The sequence below is a fragment of the Streptomyces actinomycinicus genome, assembly GCF_016741775.1.
Classification (GTDB): domain Bacteria; phylum Actinomycetota; class Actinomycetes; order Streptomycetales; family Streptomycetaceae; genus Streptomyces; species Streptomyces actinomycinicus.
In genome coordinates this window covers 477622-501994 of record NZ_JAERRK010000002.1, presented here as the reverse complement: position 1 = coordinate 501994, position 24373 = coordinate 477622, and the positions used below count along the sequence as shown (strand labels likewise).

The window sequence follows — 24373 nt, the reverse complement described above, 5'->3', positions numbered from 1 at the left end:
GTGCCTTTCAGGAGCCGAGCGAGGAGAGGATGTCGCGGCGCAGTGCCGCGCGGGCCGGATCGTCGAGGGCAGCACGGTCCCGGGGACGCGGCACCCCGCGTACGGCGGTGACGCGGCCCGAGCCGAGCAGGGCCACGCGGTCGCCGAGGAAGAGGGCCTCGTCGACGTCGTGCGTGACGAACACGACGGTCGCGCCCGTGCCCCGCAACACCTCCACCAGCAGGTCCTGCATGCCGGAGCGGGTCTGGGCGTCGAGGGCGCCGAAGGGCTCGTCCATCAGGACGGCGCGCGGACTGTCCGCCAGGGCGCGGGCCAACTGGGCGCGCTGGCGCTGCCCGCCGGACACCCGGTGCGGCAGCTGCCCCGCATGCTCGCTGAGCCCCACCCGCGCGAGCCACGATTCGGCCCGGGACCGCCGTTCGGCGCGGGGTACACCCCTGATGGCCAGCGGGAGTTCGACGTTCCCACGCAAGGTGCGCCAGGGCAGCAGCGCGTCCTCCTGGAAGACGAGCGCACGATCGGCCGACGGCCCGGTCAGCGGGCTGCCGTCCGCCTCGACCGTGCCGCCCAGCGGCGGCAGCAGCCCCGCGAGCGTGCGCAGCAGCGTGGACTTGCCGCAGCCCGAGGGTCCGACGACGGTCAGGATCTCGCCGGGGGCCACCTCCAGGTCGACGCCGTCGAGGACCGGGGCGTCCGGGCGGCCGAGCACGGTGCCGCGGAAGGCGAGCCGAGTGCCGCGCAGGGTCTGCGGTGCCGCCGCCGCGGAAGCGGTGACGGTCTCAGACGAGGTGCTCATCGCGGGCCTCCTCGGCGTGCTCCTGGCCCTGCTGTTCGGGCTCGGGCTGGTGCTCGGTGTCGTCGTCGGGGCGAGTGGGGGCGGTGACCGGCCGGGGCACGCGGGGGCGCCCCCCGGGAACGTACGAGGTGCGGGGCAGCCAGCGGGTCAGCCGGCGGCCGAGGAGTTCCACGGCCGTCGAGGTGATCCAGCCGAGCACGCCGATCGTGACCATGCCGACGAAGACACCCGGGTAGTCGAGCACCGTGTAGTCCTGCCAGGTGCGGTAGCCGACCCCGTACTGGCCGGAGATCATCTCGGCGGAGATCACACAGATCCACGACACGCCGATGCCGACGGACAGTCCGCCGAAGATGCCGGGCAGCGCGCCCGGCAGTACGACCGAGCGCAGGATCCGGAGCCGGCCGCCGCCCATGGTGCGCACCGCTTCCTCCCACACCGGCGTCAGCGCGCGGACCGCGTGCCGGGTGGACACCAGCACCGGGAAGAAGGCGGCGGTGCAGGTGATGAAGACGATGCCCTGCTCGTTCGAGGGGAACAGCAGGATCGCGACCGGGACGAGGGCGATGGCCGGGATCGGCCGGACGACTTCGAGCAGTGGGCCGAGCAGGTCCTCGGCCAGGCGGGAGCGGGCCACGAGCACGCCCGTCGCCACGCCGAGCACGGCCGCCAGCAGGAAGCCGGTCAGGATGCGGGTGAGGCTGTCGGTGAGGTCGGTCCAGTAGTCGTCGCCGGAGACGCGGTTCGCGAAGGCATGGGCGACGTCGGTGACCGTCGGGAACTGCGAGAAGCGCAGCCACAGGTCGATGTCCAGGCTGGTCAGCAGTTGCCACAGCCCGAGGGCGGCGGCCGGCGAAGCGATCCGCAGCGCATACCGGGACAGGGGCCGTCGGGTCATGAGGCGCGCTCCAGAGCCTCACGGTACGAGACCGTACGGGCACCGCTGTGGGCGGAGACGTAGGCCTGCGCGGTCGCCGGTGCGACGAAGGGCAGCAGCCGGGCGCCGTCGGCCACCCAGACCGCCTTGTCGGCGAACCAGAGGGTGCCGGTGGTGGTGTCGGGTACGTAGGCGGCGCGGATGCCGTCCCGGTGTGCGGCCAGGTGGGCCAGCAACTCCTTCGGCGTCTTGTACGGGACGGCCTTGTCACTGCCCTTGGCCCACACCTCGCTCGCGGCCGGTCGCGGCGGCGCGTTGAGCCGCCGGGTGTACGACGTGCCCAGGGCCTTCTTCACGTACCGGTCGTCGACGAAGGAGTCCACGTCCACGTCACCGGTCAGCTTGGCGGCCTTGAGCACGGACACGTCCTGCTTCAGTGCGGAGACGAGCCGGGGGGTGATGGCCGGGTTGAAGGTGGCGATGCCGTGGGCGCCGTTGTAGAGGTAGACGACCTCCGCCGGCAGGCCGGTGGCCTCGGCGACCTTCTCGGCCGCGTGGACGGGCTGTGCGTCGAGGTAATCCGTCGCCTGGGCCTGGGCCTTCAGGAACGCTTCGAGGACGGCCGGGTGCTGCCGGGCGAAGTCCTCGCGGGCGGTGACACCGTGGAATGTGGGCAGGTTCAGCTGGGCACCGTCGTACAGGGCCTTCGCCTTGCCCTGGTAGGCGAGCAGGCCTGGCCACGCCACGAACTGCGACAGCGCGTCCACGCTGCCGGCGGACAGGGCGGACGCTCCCACCGCCGGCTGCTGGTTGAGCTTGGCGATCCCCTTGTCCGGGTCGATGCCGGCGCGTTGCAGGGCGCGTACGAGGGTGCCGTCGGCGGCTGAGCCGACGCTCGTGGAGACCTTCTTGCCCTTCAGGTCCTTCAGGGAGGTGAGCCGGGAGTCCGGTGCGGTGACGACGGTGTTCAGGCCGCCGCGCAGGTTGTAGCCGGTGACCGACACCAGATGGGTGGGGCGCCCGAGTTGTCTGCCGCGGGCCGCGTTGAGGAGCAGCGGGAAGTCGCCCATCGATCCGATGTCGATCTTCCCGGCGGTCATCTGGGCGGTGATCGGGGCGCCGGTGGCGTAGTCCTGCCAGTCGACCTTGTAGGTGTGGCCGTCGTGCAGGGAATCGAGCTGCTTCTCGAAGTATCCGAGGGAGCGCAGCAGGGTTCCCGCGGTGACGGTGTTGATGGTCTTGGACTGATAGCCGACGGTCACGGTGACCGTGGAGCCGCTGCCCGCCTCGGCGCTGCCGCCGCAGCCGGACAGGGGGAGCAGGAGCGTGGCGGCGGACAGGGCGACTGCCGTGCGTTTCATGGTGTACCTCTCACCGCAGCAGGTAGGGCATGTTGACCGTGACGGCCCCGGTGGGGCAGCGCGCAGCGCACGGGCCGCAGTACCAGCACTCGTCGACGTGCATGTACGCCTTGCCGCTGCTCTCGTCGATGGCGAGGGAGTCCAGCGGGCACATGTCCACACAGAGGGTGCAGCCGTCGATGCACTTCGACTCGTCGATGGTCACGGGCACGTCGGCCCGCTGGGGCGCCAAGGGCATGGCTGTCTCCAGGAAACGTGCAGGCAGGGATGTATGCGGCGGGTGTACTACGACCGGTGGAGCAGGCCGCTCATGGTGATGCGGTCGCCGCGGAAGCGGATGAACTCCAGGTCGACCGGGCGGCCGTCGGCGAGGTGCGTGAGGCGTTCCAGCATCAGCACGGCGGAGCCGCGCGGGGCCTGGAGCACGGCGGCGGAGTGGGCGTCCGCGTTCAACGCTTCCAGGGTGATCTCGGCGTGGCCGAGGGGCCGGCCGGTGATGGCTTCCAGGAGCCGGAAGACATCGGTGTTCTCCAGGTCGGCGTCGAGCAGGGCGGTGCCGATGTCGAGCGGGATGTAGGTGAGGTCGAGGGAGAGCGGGAGGCCGTTGAGGCGGCGCAGGCGTTCGATGCAGAGGACGTCGGCGCCGGCGGGGACGCGGAGGCGTTCGGCCACGGGGACGGGTGCGGGGGCGGGGCCCATGGTGCGGACCTCGTTGGTGACGCGGCCGTGTTCGCGAAGGGTTTCCGCGAGGCCCATTAGACGGTCGAGCCCGTGCGGGTACTTACGGGCGACGACGACGGTGCCGACTCCGGGCAGCCGGTCCACCAGGCCTTCGGACCGGAGCAGGTCCAGGGCTTGGCGGACGGTGTTGCGGGAGGCCCGGTAATCGGTGGCGAGGGACGATTCGTGGGGAAGGGGGCCGTTCGGGAAAGCGCCGGTGAGGATCTGCCGGCGCAGCAGGTCGGCGAGCTGCCGGGCCCGGTCCGCACGCAGCCGGCGCCGCGCGCGGTGGGCGGCGACGGTGGTCGCGGCGCCCTGCCCGGCGTGGTCTCGGAGGCGGTCGGTGGCTGGCATGGCCGGAACCATACCCAACAGGTAGGGAAGAAGGTGTTGCCGCAGTGTTGCGCCAGGAGGGCGGTCCCGCATCAGCCCTCTGAGCTGCGGATTTTCCCGCCGAACGGGCAAGATCTGCCACTAGGCGGGCCGGTCAGGACAGTGCCGTCAGCCCCGGGGCGAAGGTGATCAACAGCGGTAGCAACGGCACCAGCGCGGCCACCGTGGTCGTCAGGGCCCGGTGCCGGCGCAGCAGCCGCGGCGGCGGCTCCAGCAGGCGGTCCACGCGTTCACCGAGCAGCCGGCGGCTGGAGTCGCAGGACAGGACGCCCCGGTGCTGGTTCAGTTCGATCAGCGCGAGGGCCGTGGTGAGGTGTCCGCAGCGTCGGGACGCCGTGTCGTCGGCGGCCAGCTCGACCAGGCGGTGCGTCTGGTCGCAGAAGTGGGCGAAGAGCGGCACGTGCGGGAAGCCCGTGGCGAGTGCCGTGGACAGGTGCAGCAGCCAGTCGTGGTGGGCGCGGGCGTGCCCGCGCTCGTGGGTGAGGACGGCGTCCAGCTGGTGGTCGGTGAGGCGCTGCAGCGCCCCCGTGGTGACGACCAGCTGGGGCGGGTGCCCCGGCATCCACCATGCGTCCGGGTATTCGTCCTCCAGCACCAGCATCGGCCCGCGCGCCGCCGGCAGCCCGGCCGGCAGTTCCGGAGCGCGCTCGCGCAGGTGCGCCCGTGCCTGGCCCCGGCTGCGGCGGACCTCGACCAGTTCCCGGGCCAGCATCGCCGTCGTCCACGCGGCACCGCACGCCAGGAGCACGGTGAGCGCGGCGGCCCACATCGGCGCGGCGGACAGGTCGTAGGCGGCGGTGACGGCGGGCGGCGCGGGCGCGAACACCCGGTCGCGGACGGTGTGGAAGACGGCCGCCGTGCCCAGGACCAGTGCGGTGAGGCAGCACAGCAGGACGGTGGCGACCAGGCACTGCCACACCCACAGCCCGACCACCGGGTCCCGCTCGGGCCAGGTGGCCCGGGTCAGCGCACGCGGCGCCGGTACGGCTGCCGTCAGGGCTACGACGCTCAGCAGGAGCAGGCAAATAATCATGCCGGGGCTCCGGTTCCTGGTCGGAGAGTGCGGGTGGGGTGGTGCGTGGTGCCGGGCACGCGGCCCACGGCTGCGCGTCCTGCCTGTCACGAGTGGTGCGTGTCCCTGCCAGTATGACGAAGACAGGCGGTGCGAGTCAGGGTGTCGGCGACGCGGAGACCCTGTCCGACGGCAAGAACCCGGTCAGTCCGGGGTCCATGGATTTCCCGGCCCCTGACCGGCGCCTCGCCCGGCCGTCCCGGCCGTCCCGCGGCACGCGCGCGTACACCGTCCCGACGCCGCCCGGCACCACCCGCTTCGCCACCGCCCCTGGGTGCCTCCTCGTCGGTCACTTCGCAGGACGGTCCTTCGGAGCAGGCCCACCGAAGGACTGGGACGGCCGCGGCGCCCGTCGTGAGTCCGGCGGGAGGCCGGTCCGCGCGAGCGCCACGCGCACGTCCCCGCGGACCGGCCGCGCACCGACCGGATCCGGTTCCGGCTCCGCCGCCGCTCAGCCCGCCAGGACCCGTCCGCTGACCTCACCGAGTCCCACCCGGCGTCCGTCCGCGCCGGGCGCCCACGCGGTCAGGGTGACCACGTCCCCGTCCTCCAGGAAGGTCCGCTTGCCGTCCGGGAGTTCGAGGGGGTCGCGGCCGTTCCAGCTGAGTTCCAGCAGCGAGCCGCGCTGGTGCTCGGCGGGGCCGCTGACCGTCCCCGAGCCGTAGAGGTCTCCGGTGCGCAGCGAGGCGCCGTTGACGGTCATGTGGGCGAGCTGCTGGGCCGCGGTCCAGTACATGGTGGAGAACGGCGGCTCGGAGACCACGTGGCCGTTGAGCGCGACGGAGATGTGGAGGTCGTAGCCGGCGGGTTCGAGGCCGGGCGTCGAGTCGTCCAGGTAGGGGTGGAGGGGGTGGGTGCGCTCCGGCGGCGCCACGCGCGCGTGCTCCAGTGCTTCCAGCGGGGTGATCCACGCCGACACCGAGGTGGCGAACGACTTGGCCAGGAAGGGGCCGAGGGGGACGTACTCCCAGGCCTGGAGGTCACGCGCGGACCAGTCGTTGAGCAGGCACAGCCCGAAGACGTGCTCCCGGAAGTCAGCGAGGGGGACCGGACGGCCCAGCTCGGAGGGCGTTCCGACGACGAAGCCGACCTCGGCCTCGATGTCCAGCCGGATCGACGGGCCGAAGACGGGCGCCGGGTCGTTCGGGCCCTTGCGTTGCCCGGACGGCCGTACGACGTCCGTGCCCGAGACGATCACCGTGCCGGCGCGGCCGTGATACCCGATCGGGAGGTGCTTCCAGTTCGGCGTGAGGGAGTCCTCGGCGTTCGGGCGGAAGATCCGGCCGGCGTTGCGGGCGTGGTGCTCGGAGGCGTAGAAGTCGACGTAGTCCGCGACCTCGAAGGGCAGGTGCAGGGTCACCTCGGCCAGGGGGTGGAACAGCGGCTCGACGGCCGCGCGGTGCGCGGGGTCCGTGACCCACGAGGTGATGTCGCGGCGTACGGCCGACCAGGTGGCGCGGCCGGCGGCCATGAGCGGGTTGAGCGTGGGCCGGGCGAGCAGGGCCTGGTGGGGGGAGCCGAGGGCGGCGGCTGCGGCGCCCGCGTCGAGGACGTGCTCACCGAGGCGGACGCCGACCCTGCGTTCCGTGCTGCCGGAGGGCGAGAACACGCCATAGGGGAGGTTGTGCGGACCGAAGGGGTCGCCCTCGGGGACGTCGAAGGGGGGCATGGGGTGCTGCCTCACTCTCATCGGGCCATGCATGGCGATGCGTTCCATGTGGTCGGGCCACACGTTACGGCCGACTTGCGTGTCTTGGGCAGCACCTGGAGAAGTGCTCGAAAGGTTGCTCGCACAGTGTCTAAAGAGTTCGCAATGTCCGGATAAGCCTTGTGGGAGGCGGCAATTCCGGCTTAGCGTCCTTTGGGGACACGGACGGGGTGGGTCCGTTCCACTTTGGGGGACACGTGGGGGGACCCGTGGCCGGAAGCGCCGTCAGCGTGCCTGTGGAAGCCGATCGGGACGTGCCGGGACTGATCGTCAAGTTCGGCGACTACCCGCTGCACCACGGAGGTGTCGGCGCGATCCGCAGCCTGGGCCGCCTGGGCGTGCCCATGTACGCCATCACGGAGGACCCCTACACACCGGCGGCCTCCTCCCGCTATCTGGAGAAGGCGTTCGTGTGGCCGACGACCGGCGCGGAGGACCCGGACCACCTGGTCGAGGGACTGTTGCGCATCGGCCGCCGGATCGGCCGCCCGGCCGTCCTGATCCCCACGGACGAGGAGGCCGCCGTCCTGATCGCCGAGCATCAGGGCGCCCTGGCCGGATCATTCCTCTTCCCGCGCGTGGATCCCGCACTGCCCCGCCGGCTGGCCAGCAAGCAGGGGCTGCACGAACTGTGTGCGGAGTACGGCGTCGCCAGTCCCACGGCCGCGTTCCCGCAGTCCTACGACGACGTCGTCGCCTTCGCCGACAGTGCCCGCTTCCCGGTGGTGGCCAAGAACCGCGAGGCGTTCGTCCGGCGCAGCAGGCCCGCCGTGAACGGCACCACGAGGATCGGCACGCGCGCGGGGCTGCTGACCCTGGCCCGCGACTGGGGCGAGGACCCCGGTGTGATCCTCCAGGAGTACCTGCCGCGCGAGCAGGCCGAGGACTGGATCGTGCACGCCTGCTTCGACCAGGACTCCAGCCCGCTCGCCCTGTTCACCGGAGTCAAGGTCCGCTCCTGGCCGCCGCACGCCGGCATGACGGCGAACGCGTACGTCGTCGACAACCCGGAACTCGCCGACCTCGCCGCACGTTTCATCAAGCAGATCGGCTTCAGCGGCATCATCGACCTCGACCTGCGCTTCGACCGGCGCGACGGACAGTACAAGCTCCTCGACTTCAACCCGCGCATGGGCGCCCAGTTCCGGCTCTTCGAGAACGAGTCGGGCGTGGACGTCGTCCGTGCGATGCACCTGCACCTGACCGGCCGCCCTGTACCGGAGGGGGAACAGCGCGCCGGCCACCGTTACATCGTGGAGAACATCGACCTCCCGGCCCTCCTCGCCTACCGCCGCAGCGGTTACACGACACCGCACGCGCCGGCGAGGGCGAGCGGGACGGAGCTGGCCTGGCTGGCGGGTGACGACCCGCTGCCGTTCCTCACGATGCTCGCCCGCTTCGTGCGCCCGGGCGCGAAGCACCTCTACCAGCTGTGGCGGACCAACCGCCGCGGCGGCAGCACCTCCACGAAGTAGGCAAAGCCACGAGGGTGGCCCATCGCGTCCTGGGGAGGGACTTCGTGATTCGACCGGTTGCAGTCATCGGGGCGGGCCCGTTCGGCCTGTCCACCGCCGCCCATCTGCGGGCGCGCGGCATCCCCGTCCGTGTCTTCGGCGACCCCATGGTCAGCTGGCGTGACCACATGCCCGAGGGCATGCTCCTGAAGTCGACGCCCGCCGCCTCGAACCTCGACTGCCCGCAGCCCGGCCACACCCTCGCCGACTACTGCGACGCGGCCGGCATCCGCCGCCTGGTGACCGACGAGGACATCATCCCGGTGGACACCTTCATCGCCTACGGGGAGTGGTTCCAGCAGAAGCTGGTCCCCGACCTGGAGCAGGTGCGGGTGGTCTCGGTCGACCGGGTCGCCGGCGGTGGATTCGAACTCAAGCTGGACTCGGGAGAGCTGTTCACCGCGCGCGCGGTCGTCGTCGCCACCGGCCTGTCGGGGCTCGCCCACCTTCCGGCGGAGCTGGCGGGGGCGGCGGCCGACGGACCGGCGCCGACCGGCCCGGTCTCGCACAGCTCCCAGCACCACGACCTGGGCCGGTTCACCGGCAAGGAGCTGATCGTGGTCGGTGCCGGTCAGTCCGCGCTGGAGACGGCGGCGCTCGCGGCCGAGGCGGGTGCACGCGTGCGCGTGGTCGCGCGCGGGCGCGGCCGGGTCGCCTTCGGCGCACCGCCCTGGCACCAGCCCAAGTACCGCCCGCAGTCCCCGTTCGGCCGGGCCTGGTCGCTGTGGGCGCTCAGCTACTACCCGCACCCGTACCGGTACCTGCCCGAGGCCACCCGCCACTACCTGGTCCGCCGGGTCCTCGGCCCGCTGGGCGCCTGGTGGCTGCGCGAGCGCTTCGAGAGCGGAGTGCAGGTGCAGGACGTCGAGCGGGTGGTGGGTGCCGCGGCCCCCGACGGCAGCCCCGTGCTGACCGTCCGCACCCACGCCGGCCGGATCGAGGAGCTGGCCGCCGACCACGTCATCGCCGCCACCGGGTACCGCGTGGACATCGCGGCGATGGACTTCCTCGGTCACGAGCTGCGCACCCGGCTCGCGGTGAGCCGTGGCACGCCGAGGCTGGGCCCCGGCTACGTCTCCTCGGTGCCCGGCCTGTACTTCACCGGCCTGCCCGCGGCGTCCTCGTACGGGCCGGTGATGCGCTTCGTGTGCGGTACGGAGTTCGCCTCCCCGCGGCTGGCGAAGCACCTGGCCTCGGCGCACGGCTGAGCCCTGGACGGGGCCGTCCCGCACTGCCACCGAGGAGACCGCCGGTACCACCTGGGACTGATCGTCTGCGGCCCGGCTTCGTCCGTCCGTCCGGAACTGGCCGCTCATGACGGGCCAGTTGGGGCCGGTCAGCACGTAAGTGCGTGCAACGAGCGGTGAGTCGGCGGGGCACGGTGTCCGTATTCTCTGATCATGGCACCCACCCCCGCATATGCCCTGATCGCCACCGACCTGGACGGGACGCTGCTGCGCGACGACGACACGGTCTCGGACCGCTCGGTCGCCGCCCTCGCGCGGGCGGTGCGGGCCGGTGCCCGGCACCTGGTGGTCACGGGCCGGCCGGCCCCGCGGGTCCGGCCGCTGCTCGCGGACCTCGGCTGCACGGGGGTCGCGGTGTGCGGGCAGGGGGCGCAGGTCTACGACGCCGGGGCCGACCGGCTGCTGTGGTCGGTGCGGCTGGACCGGGAGCTGGCCGCGACCGCGCTCGGCAAGATCGAGGCGGAGGTGGGGCAGGTCTGCGCGGCGGTCGACCAGGACGGCGTGGACGGGCTCACCTTGATCGAGCCGGGCTACCGGATGCCCCATCCGACGCTGCCCGCGCTGCGGGTCGGCCGGCGGGGCGACCTGTGGTGCGAGCCCATCAGCAAGGTGCTGCTGCGGCACGCCACCCTCTCGGACGACGAGTTGGCGGCCGTGGCGCGCTCGGTGGTGGGCTCGCTGGCGACGGTCACCATGTCGGGTCCGGGGACCGTGGAGCTGCAGCCGAGCGGGGTGACCAAGGCGACGGGCCTGGCGCTGGCCGCCGAGCGACTGGGGATCCGCCCGGAACGGGCCCTGGCCTTCGGGGACATGCCCAACGACATCCCCATGTTCGACTGGGCCGGACGCGGGGTCGCCATGGCCAACGGGCACGTCGAACTGAAGGCGGTCGCCGACGAGGTCACCTTGTCGAACGAGGACGACGGCGTCGCCGTCGTCCTCGAAAGACTGTTCCCGACCGACTGACCGGGTCATCGGTAGTGCCTGCCGCGGGTCCGGTCAGTAGGCGCCGAACACGTTGTCGATCGAGCCGTACCGGTCGGCCGCGTAGTTGCAGGCGGCGGTGATGTTCGCGACCGGGTCGTAGATGTCGAAGGACGTACCGGCCACGTGGTAGGCGTTGAACGTCGGGTCGATGACCTGGAGCAGGCCCTTGGAGGGGATGCCCTTGGCGGCGTTGGAGTCCCACAGGTTGATGGCCGCCGGGTTGCCCGAGGACTCCCGGATGATGTTGCGGTGGATGCCGTTGTAGGTGCCCGGGATCTTCTTCTCGGCCATGATGGCGAGGGACTCGCGGATCCAGCCGTCGAGGTTGTTCGGGTAGCCGGCGAGGGTGGTGGAGCCCGAGGTGTCCTCCGCGGAGGCGCTGGTCGCACCGACGACCGGCAGAGCGAGTACGGCGGCACCGGTGCCGAGCGCGACGAGGGTGCGGACGAGGCGGCTGTTGCGGGTGCGTCGGGGCTGAGCGGCAGCAGGCATGGGGTGTTCCTCTCCGGCGCCTACGAGGTGAGCTGTCGGGTTCGGGCGGGGAGGTGCCCGGCCGTGCCCTGGGGAAGGCACGACTTCACCCCTGGCCGTTCCGCTCGGCGTGTGCCGTTCGGGTCGGCGGCTTACCTGGGTCCCCCGCTCCTGCCGTACGAATGAGTTCGTCGATGGGTTACGCGGGCGGCGGCAGGATTCGGCGTCCGCCCGACGGCCCGGAACGTATGCGAGAGCACATGTCGGGAACAAGTACTGGATTCACACAACGTGCCATTTGACCTTGATCTATGCCGTTTGCGGTACTTGATCCTTTGCGGTTGCCAATCCTCAACTCGCCTGTGCGGCAAGGGCTCGACGGTGCTCGGGCGGGTACGGCGGTCCGAGGGGTCGCGTGACCCAACTCACGAAATAGCAAAATACTTCAAATCAGACATGAGGGATTCAGGGGATTCGGGCCTGAAGTCCGACTGGTGGTGGAACCTCGAATGCAATGCATCTCGTTGTCGCACTGACGGATGGCCGAAAGGGGGTGTCCGGAGGTACTTCCGGGTCGCTACATTGCTCCGAAATTACTGTTAAGTCGATAAATGTCCGTTCTTACCATCTGATCGCAACGATGCGGGTCATGATCTGATACCGCCCAGGCTGGACCGGTGGGCGCTATCGGTGATCGAAAGAGGACCGGATACGCTGACTTGAGTGAGGGCAGCGACCTATCGACAAACCGTGTAATCGCCAGCAGACACCAGCAGACAGGAGACCCCTCGTGACCGTCGTCGGGCCGTTCGGGCTGAGCGTGCGGGACCAGGCTCTGGAAGCCGATGTCCAGGCCGGATTGACGGCTGTCGAGGAAGGCTTGCTCGAGGCCACCAAGAGCGAGGTCCCGTTCATCACGGAGGCCGCGCAGCACCTCGTACGGGCCGGCGGGAAGCGGTTCCGCCCGCTGCTCGTGATGCTCGCGGCGCAGTTCGGCGACCCGTACGCGCCGGGCATCGTGCCGTCGGCCGTGGTCGTGGAGCTGACGCATCTGGCCACGCTGTACCACGACGACGTCATGGACGAGGCCGCCGTGCGGCGCGGGGTGGACAGCGCCAACACGCGCTGGGGCAACTCCGTCGCGGTCCTCACCGGCGACTTCCTCTTCGCTCGCGCCTCCCAGATCCTTGCCGACCTCGGCCCCGAGGCGGTCCGGGTGCAGGCCCTCGCCTTCGAACGGCTGGTCACCGGCCAGATCCTGGAGACTGCGGGCCCCTCGGACGGCCGCGACCCGGTCGAGCACTACCTGGACGTGCTCGGCGGCAAGACGGGCTCCCTGGTGGCGGTGTCCTGCCGGTTCGGCGCGATGATGTCCGGCGCCGACGAGACGGTCATCGACGTACTCACCCAGTACGGGGAGCGGCTCGGGGTCGCCTTCCAGCTCGCCGACGACGTCCTGGACATCGCCTCCGACTCCCACGAGTCCGGCAAGACCCCGGGCACCGACCTGCGCGAGGGCATCCCCACCCTTCCCGTGCTCCGGCTGCGCGAGCAGGCCGCCCGGTTCGGGCTGCCCGACGACATCGCGCTGTGCGAGCTGCTGGACTCCGACCTCAGCGACGACGCCCGGCACTCCGAGGCACTGACCGCGCTGCGTGCCCACCCCGCCCTGGAACAGGCCCGGCGGGACACCGTGCGCTACGCCGAGGAGGCGCGGGCGGCGCTGGCCCCGCTGCGGGAGTGCGATGCCAAGGCGGCGCTGATGGAGCTGTGCGACGCGGTGGTGCACCGGGCCGGCTGAGCAGGCCGTTCACCCGTACGGGCGGCGCTCCCCGGTACGACCCCTACGGGTCGGGGGAGACGCCGCCTTCGTGTGTCATACCGCAGGTGGACATGCAGTTGGCTCCGAGGTCTGACGCTTCCTCACGGCCGATTTGGTGAGATGGGAACCACGGAAATCACCACTCCTCACCGATTCGGGTGAGAATGGCGGCTCAGGTGGACCAGCGTGAGGACAGCCGCCGCCGACGACGGAGGTAAGGCACACATGGCACCGTACGAATCCGACGACGCAGTGGACGCCACGCGGGACGCTGCCTCCCGCTCCGGCCGGCGCACGGCCGCCCGGTACGCGGTACCGGTCGCGGTGGTGGGGGTGGCGGCGGCCACGATCGGACTGGTCCCGGCGCTCGCCGACTCGGGTGACCCCGACCTGCCCAGGATCAGCGCACAGCAGCTCATCGAGAAGATCGCCAAGTCGGACGTGCAGCAGGTGTCCGGCACCGTGAAGATCAGCACCGACCTCGGCCTGCCGGACCTCGGCGGCCTGGAGAACAGCCTGGCGTCCGGGGCGGCCCAGGGCGGCGACGGCTCCTCGGCGGACCCGACGTCCAAGCTCACCGAACTGGTCTCCGGCACCCACACCCTGCGCGTCGCCACCGACGGCCCCGAGCGGCAGAAACTGTCGCTGCTGGAGAGCGGCGCGGAGTACAGCCTGATCCACAACGGCAAGGACGTCTGGGGTTACGACAGCAAGAGCAACGAGGTCTACCACGGCACCGCGGACGACTCCGGCAAGGAGCACCGGACGAAGCCGCCGGCCACCCCCAAGGACTTCGCCGACGAGGTCCTGAAGTCGGTCGACGACACCACGTCCGTCACCGTCGACGGCACCGCCCAGGTCGCCGGGCGCGACGCCTACAGGCTGCTGATCCAGCCCAGGCAGTCCGGCACCACGGTCGGCGCGATCAGCATCGCCGTGGACGCCAGGACCGGCATGCCGCTGAAGTTCACGCTGACCCCGAAGAGCGGCGGTGCCGCCGTGGTCGACGCGGGCTTCACCCAGGTCTCCTTCGCCCGGCCGGCCGGCTCCACTTTCGACTTCACGCCGCCCAAGGGTGCGAAGGTCACCGAGGAGAAGGACGGGGCCGAGGCCCGCGAGCACGCCCCGAAGCACGGCGAGGACTTCGCCGGGGGACTGCAGGGGCTGAACGTCCTCGGCGAGGGCTGGACGTCCGTCGCCACCTTCGACACCGGCTCCGAGGGCGGCCTGCCGACCGGCTCCGAGGGCGGTGACCTCGGCGGCTTCCTCGGCTCGCTCGGCGACCAGGTCTCCGGGAAGTTCGGCAAGGGCACGGTCTTCTCCACCCGTCTGGTCAACGCCCTCATAACCGACGACGGCAAGGTCTACGCCGGTGCGGTGACCAAGGACGCCCTGGTGAAGGCGGCCGACGCGGGGAAGTAACCCTTCCGGGCGCGACGAATCGAGGACGGACCGAGGACGAATCGAGGGAGAGCCGATGGACGAACCGCCCGCCGGTCCGGCCGCTGTGCAGGCGAGCGTCATCGCCACGCGCGGTCTCACCAAGCGCTACCGCGGCGGGCAGCTCGCCGTGGACGGTCTCGACCTGACCGTCCCGGCGGGCAGCGTCTTCGGCTTCCTCGGTCCCAACGGCTCCGGCAAGACCACCACCATCCGCATGCTGATGGGCCTGATCGAACCGACCGCGGGCACCGTCCGGGTGCTGGGCCGCCCCATGCCCAGGGCGGCCCGTACGGTCCTTCCACAGGTCGGCGCGCTCATCGAAGGTCCCGCGCTGTACGGCTTCCTGTCCGGCCGGGACAACCTGCTGCGCTACGACGCCGCCGACCCCACCGCCGACCCGCGCACCCGGCACGTCCGCGTCGCGGCCGCACTGGACCGGGTCGGTCTCGAGGCCGCCGCGGGCAAGAAGGCGAAGGCGTACTCGCTCGGTATGAAACAGCGCCTGGGCCTGGCTGCCGCGCTGCTCCAGCCGCGCCGGCTGCTCGTCCTGGACGAGCCCACCAACGGCCTCGACCCCCAGGGCATGCGGGAGATCCGCGCCCTGATCAGGGAGCTGGCCGCGGACGGCACGACGGTCTTCCTCTCCTCCCACCTCCTCGACGAGATCGAGCAGGTGTGCACCCATGCGGCGGTCATGGCCCAGGGCCGGCTCGTCACCCAGGGCGCGGTGGCCGACCTGGCGGCCGGGGCACGCGGCCGGCTGGTGGTGACCACCCCGGACGCGGCCGAGGCGGCCCGGGTGCTGAAGGAACAGGGCGTCGCGGACGTGACCGCCGACGGTGACCGGGTGAGCGGCGAGCCGCCCGAGCGGGACCTCGCCGAGGTGACCGAGGCCCTGGTCACCGCGGGTGTCCGCGTCCGGGGCCTCACCGTGGAACGCGCCTCCCTGGAGGATGCGTTCGTGGCGCTGACCGGGGAGGGCTTCGATGTCGCGGGTTGACGCGGTCCGGGCGGACGCCGTGCGCCGGCCCAGTGCCCTGTGGACGTTCGGGCTGCTGCGCAGCGAGCTGGTCACGACCGTCCGCCGCTGGCGCACCCTCGCCCTGCTCGGCGTGCTGGCCGCGGTGCCGGTGCTGGTCGGGATCGCGGTGAAGATCGAGACCCGGGACGGCGGGCCGGTGGGCGGCGGGCACGGCGAGGGGCCGGCGTTCATCACGCAGATCACCAACAACGGGCTGTTCCTGGTGTTCACGGCCCTGGCGGCGACCCTGCCGGTCTTCCTGCCGATGGCGGTCGGCGTCGTCGCGGGCGACGCCATCGCCGGGGAGGCGGGCGCCGGTACCCTGCGCTATCTGCTGGTCGCCCCGGCCGGCCGTACCCGGCTGCTGCTCATCAAGTACGCGACCGTGATGGCCTTCTGCCTGCTGGCCACCCTGGTCGTCGCCGTGTCCGCACTGGCCGTCGGCGCGCTGCTCTTCCCGACGGGCGAGCTGACGACGATCTCCGGCACCAGGATCAGCTTCGCCGAAGGGCTCGGCAGGGCCCTGCTGATCGCGCTGGTCGTCGCGGCCTCACTGGTCGGCATGGCGGCGCTCGGCCTCTTCGTGTCGACCCTCACCAACAGCGGCATCGCGGCGATGGCGACCACGGTCGGCCTGCTGATCACCGTGCAGATCGTCGACCAGATACCCCAGTTGCAGGCGCTGCAGCCGTACTTGTTCCCGCACTACTGGCTGTCCTTCGCCGACCTGATGCGCGAGCCGGTCTACTGGGACGACCTGGTGCGGAACCTGGGCCTCCAGGGGGTGTACGCGGCCGTGTTCGGCTCGGCGGCCTGGGCACGGTTCACGGCGAAGGACATCAGCGTGTAGGGCCTAGGCGTCGCCGGCCGTCTCGTACGGGAAGCGCGCGAGGGGCGTGTCCTGCGCGAAGAACGTCTTGGCGCGCGTCAGTGCCTCGGTGTCCTTCAGTACGTCACCCGGTGCGCTGCCGTTGCCGAGCAGGACCCCGCCGAAGCGCATGCCCAGATAGGCGGCCGAGTTGTTGAGCGTGCCGGCGTAGGGGTCGGCGACCGACGGCTCGGTGTCCGCCAGTGCGGCGACGCCCCAGAGCGTACGGCCGGCCATCGTCGACTTGAAGTCGACGCCCGGCATGCGCAGCCAGGCCGACCAGTGGTCCAGGTAGCGCTTGGTGAGGCTGGACACCGAGTACCAGTACAGCGGCGAGGCGATCACCAGGTCCGTCGCCGCGAGCGTGGCGTCCAGCAGCAGGCCGGCGGGGGTGTCCGGCGACGGCCGCTCGTACGCGCTGTCGTGCCGCAGATCGGCGAAGTCGGGCAGGGGATGGTCGGCGAGGCGGATCCAGCGCTGTTCGACGTCACCGGGCAGCTGTTCGGCGGCCCTGCGGGCCAGCGACTCGGTGTTGCCCTCGGCGCGGGCGCTGCCCAGGACGAAGAGGAAGCGGCGGCTCATGGATCCCCCAGATGCGGTCGTGTCGTACACCAATAAAGGCGCATGCATTATATGCACGCGCAATCAACTTTGGCCAGGGTGTGGCTGGTGCGAGGCTGTGACGTCGCGGTGACGCGGAAACCGAAGGGAACCGACAGACTGGTGTGCAGGACGCGTACGACCGGATCGCGACGCCGGGGGAGTGAGGGACACCGATGGCTCGACTGAGCTTCGAGAAGAGGCGCGTGCAGCAGCCCGTGGCGCCCGTGGCGCATCCGGCGGTGGTGCAGGTCCGCGTGTTCGGTACGGGCACCGCGTCGGTAGGCGGGGCGTCGGTCGTCGCGGCGCCGGGCGAGGAGATCCAGCAGGCCGTACTGAACCACCTCCAGCGCCTGGCCATCAGCGTCGGCGCCCCCATACGCGCCACGATCCGCGACGACCGCGCGGGCTGCGTGGTTCCGCTGGAGATCTCGGCGGACGGCTCCAGCCGGGTGACGGGCCAACCGGTCCGGCTGACCACGCCGCAGCCGCAGCCGCAGCCGCAGTCGGAGCCGCAGCCGCAGTCGGAGTCGCAGGTGGCCGTGGCCGTGGCGCCGGGTACCGTGCAGGCCCCGACCGGGCAGTTCGGGCCGGCGCCGGTGATGGACGCACCCGCGCAGGACGCCTCGGTGCTGGACGTGCCGGTGACGGACGTGCCGGTGACGGACGTGCCCGTGACGGGCGCGGATGCGGCGAACGGTCCACTGGTGGACGAGCCCGTTGCGGACGAGCCCGTTGCCGGTGCGCCGGCTCCCGTAGGAGCCTTCCCTTCGGAACCGTCCACTGCCACCCACACGCCGGCCCGCGGGTTCGACGCGGTCGCCGAGGAGGTCCTCGGGGACGGGCCGCTGACGGAGACCGCCGAGGGGGCGGAGCTGCTCACCGAGCCAATGACCCGTATCAACGAGGCCGTGCGGGCGGGCCGTATCGACGCGGCGACGGAACTGGCCGACCGTACGCTCACCGAGGCGTCCGCCGTACTCGGCCCGCGCCACGCCGAGGTGCTGCACCTGCGCGAACTGTCGGCCTACATCGCCTACTTGGCGGGTGACCCGGTCCGCGCCTTCCACCTGTCCCTCGACCTCGCCCGGCTGCGCCGCCAGGCGCAGGACGGGGAGGCCGCCTACGGCAACGTACAGAGTGCGGCGACCGCCTGGCGGGCGGTGCGCGACCCCGAGGAGGGACTGCGCCTGGGCCGCGACCTGATCGACCTGTGGACCGACCTCACCGCCGAGCCGGGGCCCGCCGCCGACGACCCGCGCCCCCTGGAGTCGGCCCGCGCCCGCATGCTCCGCCTGACCGACCGCGCGGCCCGCGCCGCCCGGCCGTAGCCCCACGAACGCGCCCCTGCACGGGAGGACCCGCACGGCATGACCCGCACGGCATGACCCGCACGGCATGACCCGCACGGCATGACCCGCGACCCGCACGGCACGTCCCCTAGTGCACGCAGAACTCGTTGCCCTCCGGGTCCGTCATCAGTACCCACTGCCCCGACGGCTCCTTCACCTCCCGCACCACCTGCGCGCCCAGCGCCTGGAGGCGGGCCACCTCGTCCGCGCGCCGGTCCGGGCCGGGGTGGAGGTCGAGGTGGAGCCGGTTCTTGACGGTCTTCGGCTCCGGTACGCGCTGGAACAGCAGCCGCCGTCCGAGGCCGGTGCCGGTCTCGGGGTCGTACGGGTCGTCGGGATGGCGTACGGCGATCAGGTCACGGAAGGCCGGGCGCCCGTGGTACTCGACGGTGGCCTCGCCGGGCAGCGCACCGAAGGACAGCAGCCGTTCGACGAGGGCGCTGTTGTCCTCGGCCGTGTAGTGCAGCGCGGCGGCCCAGAAGTCGGCCTGGCCGTGCGGGTCGGCCGCGTCGACGACCAGCTTCCAGTGCAGCGGGGTGGGCTCCTGCGTGGTCATGGGTTCCACTTATAGCCGGAAGCATCGGCGGAGGGCGGTGTTCCGTGACGGTCAGGCGTCCGACGGGGTCGCGGCGGAGGCCTCTGCGCGGGACTCGGCGGGGGCCTCTGCGCCGGACATCGCGGGGGACTTGGCGCGGGCCGTCGGCACGGTGATCCGCCGGGGGCGCCGCGCGAAGCGCAGCGCGTCGCCGGTGAGCAGGACCAGGGCCAGCCAGACCAGCGCGAACCCGGCCCACCGCTCGGGCGGCATGGCCTCGTGGAAGTAGAAGACGCCGAGCACGAACTGCAGGAGCGGAGTCAGGTACTGGAGCAGGCCCAGCGTGGACAGGGGCACCCGTATCGCCGCCGCTCCGAAGCAGACCAGGGGGAGGGCGGTGACGATTCCGGTGGAGGCGAGCAGCGCGGCATGCCCGGTGCTGCCGTTGACGAAGCTGGCGTCCCCGTGCGCGGTCAGCCACAGCAGATAGCCGAGCGCCGGCAGGAACTGGATGGCGGTCTCGGCGGCCAGCGACTCCACACCGCCGAGGGCCACCTTCTTCTTGACCAGCCCGTAGGTGGCGAAGGAGAGGGCGAGGCACAGGGAGATCCACGGCGGGCGGCCGTAGCCGATGGTCAGGACGACGACGGCCGTGAAGCCGGTACCCACCGCCGCCCACTGCACGGACCGCAGCCGTTCCTTGAGGAGCAGCACGCCCATCGCGATGGTGACCAGCGGGTTGACGAAGTATCCGAGCGAGGCCTCGACGACGTGGCCGGAGTTCACGGCCCAGATGTAGACGCCCCAGTTGACGGTGATGACGGTGGCGGCGAGGGCGACGAGACCGAGCCGCCGGGGCTGGCGCAGCAGCTCTGCCGCCCAGCCCCAGCGGCGTACGAACAGCAGCGTGCCGGCGACGAACACCAGGGACCACACCATGCGGTGGGCCAGGATCTCGACGGCGCCGGCGGGCTTGAGCAGGGGCCAGTACAGGGGGACCAGCCCCCACATGCCGTAGGCGGCGACGCCGTTCAGCAGGCCTGTGCGGTGTTCACCCTTGGACGTCCCGGCCACGGCCCCTCCTTCTCGCGCGCGCGTCCGGCGTGGACGCGTGAGAACGAAGGTAGCGCCGGACACCCCCGGCTGTCATGGCCGTATCGCCATACGGTCATGACAGCCTTGGTGCTGCCCGGCCGGGTCAGCCCTTGAGCGCGGCGGAGACGGCCGCGGCCAGCGGGGTGGTCGGACGGCCGGTCAGGCGGGACAGGTCACCGGAGGTGATGACCAGCTCGCCCTTCTCGATCGAGGTGTCCACCCCGGCCAGGATCGCGGCGAGCGGCTCCGGCAGCCCCGCGCCGGCCAGGATGCCGGTGAGGACGTCGGCGGAGACCGGCTTGTAGGTGATCTCCTGGCCGGTCTGCCGGCTCAGCTCGGCCGCGTACTCGGCGAAGCCCCACGCCTGGTCGCCGCCCAGCTCGTAGGTCGTGTTCTCGTGGCCCTCGCCGGTCAGTACCGCGACCGCGGCGGCGGCGTAGTCCGCACGGGAGGCCGAGGAGACCCGGCCGTCGCCGGCGGCGCTCACGACCGCGTTGTGCTCCAGCACCGGGGCCAGGTTCTCGGTGTAGTTCTCGTGGTACCAGCCGTTGCGCAGCAGGCTGTAGGGCAGACCGGAGGCGAGCAGCACCTCCTCGGTGGCCCGGTGGTCGTCCCCGAGCGCGGCCGTCAGGCTGCCCGGGGCGCTGGTGTAGGCGAGCAGTGCCACGCCGGCCGCCTGCGCCGCGTCGATGACGGCCTTGTGCTGCCGCACCCGGCCCTTGTCGAACTCGTTGCCGGAGATCAGCAGGACCTTGTCGCCGGCGGCGAACAGGCCGTCGAAGGTCTCGGGCTCGTTGTAGTCGGCCACGGCCAGTCGCACGCCGCGGGCGGCGAAGCCGGCGGCCTTCGCCTCGTCCCGTACGACGGCGGTGATCTGCTCCGCCGGAACCTTCTCCAGCAGCTGCTCCACCACGTGGCGGCCGAGGTGTCCGGTGGCTCCGGTGACGACGATGCTCATGAAGGGAACTCCTTTGGGATGCCTTGATGACACTCACCGTAGGAGTGGCACTGTCCAAACGAAAGTACCCACTTTGAAGTAAGGTACTGGCATGCTGGTAAGTGGAAAGGGGGCGGACGGCGAGGCGATGTGCCCGCACCGCCTCGTACTGGAGCACGTCACCAGCCGCTGGGGCGTCCTCGTCCTCATCGCGCTGCTGGAGCGGCCCTACCGGTTCAGCGAGTTGCGCCGGGCGGTCAGCGGTTTCGGCGGCGGCCGTGGCGTCAGCGAGAAGATGCTCACCCAGACCCTCCAGACCCTGGAGCGCGACGGCATGGTCCACCGGGACGCCAAGCCGGTCATCCCGCCCCGCGTCGACTACTCGCTCACCGTGCTCGGCCGCGAGGCGGCGGAGCAGGTCCGGGCCCTCGCCCAGTGGACGGACGACCGCATGGCCGAGGTGGAGCGGGCCCGCCGGGCATACGACGAGGCCCGGGAAATCCAGTCCCGGGCCTCGTGATCGAGCAGAAGGATCAGCGATCGAGCAGAAGGATCAGCCGACGACCGTCCAGGTGTCGCCGCCGGCGAGCAGGGCGGCGAGGTCGCCCTTGCCGTGCTGCTCGATGGCCGTGTCGAGCTGGTCGGACATCTGGGTGTCGTAGACCGGGCGCTCGACGGAGCGGAACACGCCGACCGGCGTGTGGTGCAGGGTGTCCGGGTCGGCGAGCCGGGACAGGGCGAAGGCGGTGGTGGGGGACGCCGAGTGCGCGTCGTGCACCAGGATGTCCGCCTCGTTCTCCGGTGTCACCGTGACCACCTTCAGGTCGCCGGTCCGACCGTCGCGTACGACCCCTCTCGCCCCGTCGGCGCCGAAGCGGATCGGCTGCCCGTGCTCCAGCCGGATCACCGCTTCCTCTGCCTGCTGCTTGTCCTTCAGGGCGTCGAAGGCGCCGTCGTTGAAGATGTTGCAGTTCTGGTAGATCTCGACCAGGGCCGTGCCCGGGTGGTCGGCCGCCGCGCGCAGCACCTCGGTCAGGTGCTTGCGGTCGGAGTCGATCGTGCGTGCCACGAAGGACGCCTCCGCGCCGATCGCCAGCGACACCGGGTTGAAGGGCGCGTCCAGGGAGCCCATCGGCGTCGACTTGGTGATCTTGCCGACCTCGGAGGTCGGCGAGTACTGCCCCTTCGTCAGACCGTAGATCCGGTTGTTGAAGAGCAGGATCTTCAGGTTGACGTTGCGGCGCAGGGCGTGGATGAGGTGGTTGCCGCCGATGGACAGGGCGTCGCCGTCACCGGTGACCACCCACACGCTCAGGTCACGGCGGGAGGCGGCCAGGCCCGTCGCGATGGCCGGGGCACGGCCGTGGATCGAGTGCATCCCGTAGGTGTTCATGTAGTACGGGAAGCGGGATGAGCAGCCGATACCGGAGACGAAGACGATGTTCTCCCGGGCCAGGCCCAGCTCCGGCATGAAGCCCTGGACGGCCGCGAGGATCGCGTAGTCACCGCAGCCGGGGCACCAGCGCACCTCCTGGTCCGACTTGAATTCCTTCATCGACTGCTTGGCCTCCGCCTTGGGGACCAGTTGCAGCAGCGCGTTGCGGACGTCACTCATCGATGGCCTCCTTCAGCGCCGCGGCGAGCTGTTCCGCCTTGAACGGCATGCCGTTGACCTGGTTGTAGGAGTGGGCGTCGACCAGGTACTTCGCCCGGATCAGGGTGGCGAGCTGCCCGAGGTTCATCTCGGGGATGACCACCTTGTCGTAGCCCTTCAGGACCGCGCCGAGATTGCGCGGGAAGGGGTTGAGGTGGCGCAGGTGGACCTGGGCGATCGACTCGCCGGCCGCGCGCAGCCGCCGTACCGCCGCCGTGATCGGCCCGTAGGTGGAACCCCAGCCCAGGACCAGGGTGCGCGCGCCGTGCGGGTCGTCGACCTCCACGTCGGGGACGTCGATGCCGTCGATCTTGGCCTGGCGGGTGCGGACCATGAAGTCGTGGTTGGCCGGGTCGTAGGAGATGTTGCCCGTGCCGTCCTGCTTCTCGATGCCGCCGATGCGGTGCTCCAGGCCCGGCGTGCCCGGGATGGCCCAGGGCCGCGCCAGGGTCTGCGGATCCCGCTTGTAGGGCCAGAAGACCTCGGTGCCGTCCGCGAGCGTGTGGTTAGGCCCGGTGGCGAACTGCACCCGCAGGTCGGGCAGCTCGTCCAGGTCGGGGATGCGCCAGGGTTCGGAGCCGTTGGCCAGGTACCCGTCCGAGAGCAGCATCACCGGCGTGCGGTAGGTCAGCGCGATCCGGGCCGCCTCCAGGGCGGCGTCGAAGCAGTCCGCCGGGGTCATCGGCGCGACGACCGCCACCGGCGCCTCGCCGTTGCGGCCGTACATCGCCTGCAGCAGGTCCGCCTGCTCGGTCTTGGTCGGCAGACCGGTCGACGGGCCGCCGCGCTGGATGTCCACGACCAGCAGCGGAAGCTCCAGCGAGACCGCGAGACCGATCGTCTCCGACTTCAGGGCCACGCCCGGACCGGACGTCGTCGTCACCGCGAGCGAGCCGCCGAAGGCCGCGCCGAGCGCCGCGCCGATGCCGGCGATCTCGTCCTCGGCCTGGAAGGTGCGGACGCCGAAGTTCTTGTGCTTGCTCAGCTCGTGCAGGATGTCCGAGGCCGGCGTGATCGGGTACGACCCGAGGAACAGCGGCAGGTCCGCCTGCCGGGACGCGGTGACCAGGCCGTAGGCCAGGGCCAGGTTGCCGGAGATGTTCCGGTAGGTGCCCACGGGGAAGGCCTTGGCGGCCGGCGCGACCTCGTAGGAGACCGCGAAGTCCTCCGTCGTCTCACCGAAGTTCCAGCCCGCACGGAACGCCGCGATGTTGGCTTCCGCGATGTCCGGCTTCTTCGCGAACTTCGACTTCAGGAACTTCTCGGTGCCCTCGGTGGGCCGGTGGTACATCCAGGACAGCAGGCCCAGGGCGAACATGTTCTTGCTGCGCTCGGCCTCCTTGCGGGAGAGCGAGAACTCCTTCAGCGCCTCGACCGTGAGGGTGGTCAGCGGCACCGGGTGGAGGTTGTAGCCGTCGAGCGAGCCGTCCTCCAGCGGGGAGGCGTCGTAGCCGACCTTCTGCAGCGCGCGCTTGGTGAACTCGTCGGTGTTGACGATGATCTCGGCGCCGCGCGGCAGGTCGCCGATGTTCGCCTTCAGGGCGGCGGGGTTCATCGCGACCAGGACGTTCGGCGCGTCCCCGGGGGTGAGGATGTCGTGGTCGGCGAAGTGGAGCTGGAAGGAAGAGACCCCGGGCAGGGTGCCGGCGGGGGCGCGGATCTCGGCGGGGAAGTTGGGGAGAGTGGAGAGGTCGTTGCCGAAGGAAGCGGTCTCCGAGGTGAACCGGTCACCGGTGAGCTGCATACCGTCACCCGAGTCCCCCGCGAACCGGATGATCACCCGGTCCAGGCGCCGTACGTCCTTGGCGCCGCCCGGTTTGCGCTGCTCTCCCACGACGGTTCCGTCGGTCTGCTCCGCTGGGCTGCTGACCTGGCTGGTCACTGAACTGGACCTCCTTCG

At 71.3% G+C, this 24373-nt stretch carries 23 protein-coding genes and 1 riboswitch; of the genes, 9 read left to right on the top strand and 14 right to left on the bottom strand.

Going from position 1 to position 24373, the window contains the following annotated elements:
- Positions 1–7: 7 nt before the first annotated feature.
- From JK359_RS06335 to fahA, 7 genes are all read right to left on the bottom strand, one after another.
- A complete protein-coding gene (locus JK359_RS06335; RefSeq protein ID WP_201832439.1) occupies positions 8–796 on the bottom strand; it encodes an ABC transporter ATP-binding protein in 789 nt (262 codons plus the stop codon).
- Entirely contained in the window at positions 780–1694 is a 915-nt protein-coding gene (locus tag JK359_RS06330) for an ABC transporter permease (protein ID WP_236677325.1), read from the bottom strand. The genes JK359_RS06335 and JK359_RS06330 overlap by 17 nt, the downstream gene beginning before the upstream one ends.
- Complete coding sequence (locus tag JK359_RS06325; protein ID WP_201832437.1) at positions 1691–3034, bottom strand: ABC transporter substrate-binding protein; 1344 nt, start codon at positions 3032–3034, stop codon at positions 1691–1693. Before JK359_RS06325 ends, JK359_RS06330 begins: the two co-directional genes overlap by 4 nt.
- Positions 3035–3044: 10 nt before the next feature.
- Positions 3045–3272: a 4Fe-4S dicluster domain-containing protein gene (locus JK359_RS06320; protein WP_030347217.1), complete on the bottom strand. Its 228-nt coding sequence runs from the start codon at positions 3270–3272 to the stop codon at positions 3045–3047.
- A gap of 47 nt (positions 3273–3319) precedes the next feature.
- Positions 3320–4108 carry a GntR family transcriptional regulator gene (locus JK359_RS06315; protein ID WP_201832431.1) on the bottom strand — a complete coding sequence of 263 codons (789 nt, stop codon included), beginning with the start codon at positions 4106–4108 and terminating at the stop codon, positions 3320–3322.
- 133 nt (positions 4109–4241) lie between these two features.
- Positions 4242–5180: a M56 family metallopeptidase gene (locus tag JK359_RS06310; RefSeq protein WP_201832430.1), complete on the bottom strand. Its 939-nt coding sequence runs from the start codon at positions 5178–5180 to the stop codon at positions 4242–4244.
- 490 nt (positions 5181–5670) lie between these two features.
- Complete coding sequence (fahA, locus tag JK359_RS06305; RefSeq protein ID WP_201832428.1) at positions 5671–6888, bottom strand: fumarylacetoacetase; 1218 nt, start codon at positions 6886–6888, stop codon at positions 5671–5673.
- 269 nt (positions 6889–7157) lie between these two features.
- On the opposite strand from fahA, the gene JK359_RS06300 reads away from it, so the two are divergent.
- The 3 genes from JK359_RS06300 to JK359_RS06290 all read left to right on the top strand — a co-directional run bounded on the left by JK359_RS06300 (position 7158) and on the right by JK359_RS06290 (position 10654).
- The gene (locus JK359_RS06300; protein WP_201832427.1) at positions 7158–8402 is read left to right on the top strand and encodes a carboxylate--amine ligase; all 1245 of its coding nucleotides are present in this window, start codon (positions 7158–7160) and stop codon (positions 8400–8402) included.
- 44 nt (positions 8403–8446) lie between these two features.
- Complete coding sequence (locus JK359_RS06295) at positions 8447–9649, top strand: FAD-dependent oxidoreductase (RefSeq protein WP_201832425.1); 1203 nt, start codon at positions 8447–8449, stop codon at positions 9647–9649.
- 192 nt (positions 9650–9841) lie between these two features.
- The gene (locus JK359_RS06290) at positions 9842–10654 is read left to right on the top strand and encodes an HAD family hydrolase (protein WP_201832424.1); all 813 of its coding nucleotides are present in this window, start codon (positions 9842–9844) and stop codon (positions 10652–10654) included.
- A 33-nt stretch (positions 10655–10687) separates the two neighbouring features.
- On the opposite strand, the gene JK359_RS06285 is transcribed toward JK359_RS06290, so the two are convergent.
- The gene (locus JK359_RS06285) at positions 10688–11167 is read right to left on the bottom strand and encodes a transglycosylase SLT domain-containing protein (protein WP_201832421.1); all 480 of its coding nucleotides are present in this window, start codon (positions 11165–11167) and stop codon (positions 10688–10690) included.
- 4 nt (positions 11168–11171) lie between these two features.
- Positions 11172–11350, bottom strand: a riboswitch (cyclic di-AMP (ydaO/yuaA leader).
- Between the two features lie 586 nt (positions 11351–11936).
- Here JK359_RS06285 and JK359_RS06280 point away from each other — a divergent pair.
- The 4 genes from JK359_RS06280 (at position 11937) to JK359_RS06265 (ending at position 16282) form a co-directional block, all read left to right on the top strand.
- On the top strand, positions 11937–12947 hold the full coding sequence (locus JK359_RS06280; protein WP_201832418.1) for a polyprenyl synthetase family protein: 1011 nt from the start codon (positions 11937–11939) through the stop codon (positions 12945–12947).
- A 246-nt stretch (positions 12948–13193) separates the two neighbouring features.
- Positions 13194–14390 (top strand): LolA family protein, encoded by a 1197-nt coding sequence (locus tag JK359_RS06275; RefSeq protein WP_201832416.1) that lies wholly within the window; start codon positions 13194–13196, stop codon positions 14388–14390.
- A 55-nt stretch (positions 14391–14445) separates the two neighbouring features.
- Positions 14446–15411, top strand: a complete 966-nt coding sequence (locus JK359_RS06270) for an ABC transporter ATP-binding protein (protein ID WP_201832414.1) — start codon at positions 14446–14448, stop codon at positions 15409–15411.
- On the top strand, positions 15398–16282 hold the full coding sequence (locus JK359_RS06265; RefSeq protein ID WP_201832413.1) for an ABC transporter permease: 885 nt from the start codon (positions 15398–15400) through the stop codon (positions 16280–16282). The genes JK359_RS06270 and JK359_RS06265 overlap by 14 nt, the downstream gene beginning before the upstream one ends.
- A gap of 3 nt (positions 16283–16285) precedes the next feature.
- Here JK359_RS06265 and JK359_RS06260 read toward each other — a convergent pair whose 3' ends face one another.
- Positions 16286–16882, bottom strand: coding sequence for a flavodoxin family protein (locus JK359_RS06260; protein WP_201832411.1), 597 nt, complete (start codon positions 16880–16882; stop codon positions 16286–16288).
- Between the two features lie 194 nt (positions 16883–17076).
- Between JK359_RS06260 and JK359_RS06255 the strand changes: the two genes are divergently transcribed.
- The gene (locus JK359_RS06255; protein WP_201832408.1) at positions 17077–18231 is read left to right on the top strand and encodes a hypothetical protein; all 1155 of its coding nucleotides are present in this window, start codon (positions 17077–17079) and stop codon (positions 18229–18231) included.
- 109 nt (positions 18232–18340) lie between these two features.
- Here the strand turns inward: JK359_RS06255 and JK359_RS06250 are convergent, their stop codons facing one another.
- From JK359_RS06250 to JK359_RS06240, 3 genes are all read right to left on the bottom strand, one after another.
- A complete protein-coding gene (locus JK359_RS06250; protein WP_201832407.1) occupies positions 18341–18808 on the bottom strand; it encodes a VOC family protein in 468 nt (155 codons plus the stop codon).
- Between the two features lie 51 nt (positions 18809–18859).
- A complete protein-coding gene (rarD, locus tag JK359_RS06245; RefSeq protein WP_201832405.1) occupies positions 18860–19861 on the bottom strand; it encodes an EamA family transporter RarD in 1002 nt (333 codons plus the stop codon).
- Between the two features lie 124 nt (positions 19862–19985).
- Positions 19986–20840, bottom strand: a complete 855-nt coding sequence (locus JK359_RS06240) for an SDR family oxidoreductase (RefSeq protein WP_201832397.1) — start codon at positions 20838–20840, stop codon at positions 19986–19988.
- Positions 20841–20931: 91 nt separating this feature from the next.
- Here JK359_RS06240 and JK359_RS06235 point away from each other — a divergent pair, with 91 nt between their 5' ends.
- A complete protein-coding gene (locus JK359_RS06235; RefSeq protein WP_201832395.1) occupies positions 20932–21339 on the top strand; it encodes a winged helix-turn-helix transcriptional regulator in 408 nt (135 codons plus the stop codon).
- 33 nt (positions 21340–21372) lie between these two features.
- On the opposite strand, the gene JK359_RS06230 is transcribed toward JK359_RS06235, so the two are convergent.
- The gene (locus JK359_RS06230; protein ID WP_201832393.1) at positions 21373–22434 is read right to left on the bottom strand and encodes a 2-oxoacid:ferredoxin oxidoreductase subunit beta; all 1062 of its coding nucleotides are present in this window, start codon (positions 22432–22434) and stop codon (positions 21373–21375) included.
- Positions 22427–24355, bottom strand: a complete 1929-nt coding sequence (locus JK359_RS06225) for a 2-oxoacid:acceptor oxidoreductase subunit alpha (RefSeq protein WP_201832391.1) — start codon at positions 24353–24355, stop codon at positions 22427–22429. Before JK359_RS06225 ends, JK359_RS06230 begins: the two co-directional genes overlap by 8 nt.
- Positions 24356–24373: the final 18 nt, after the last annotated feature.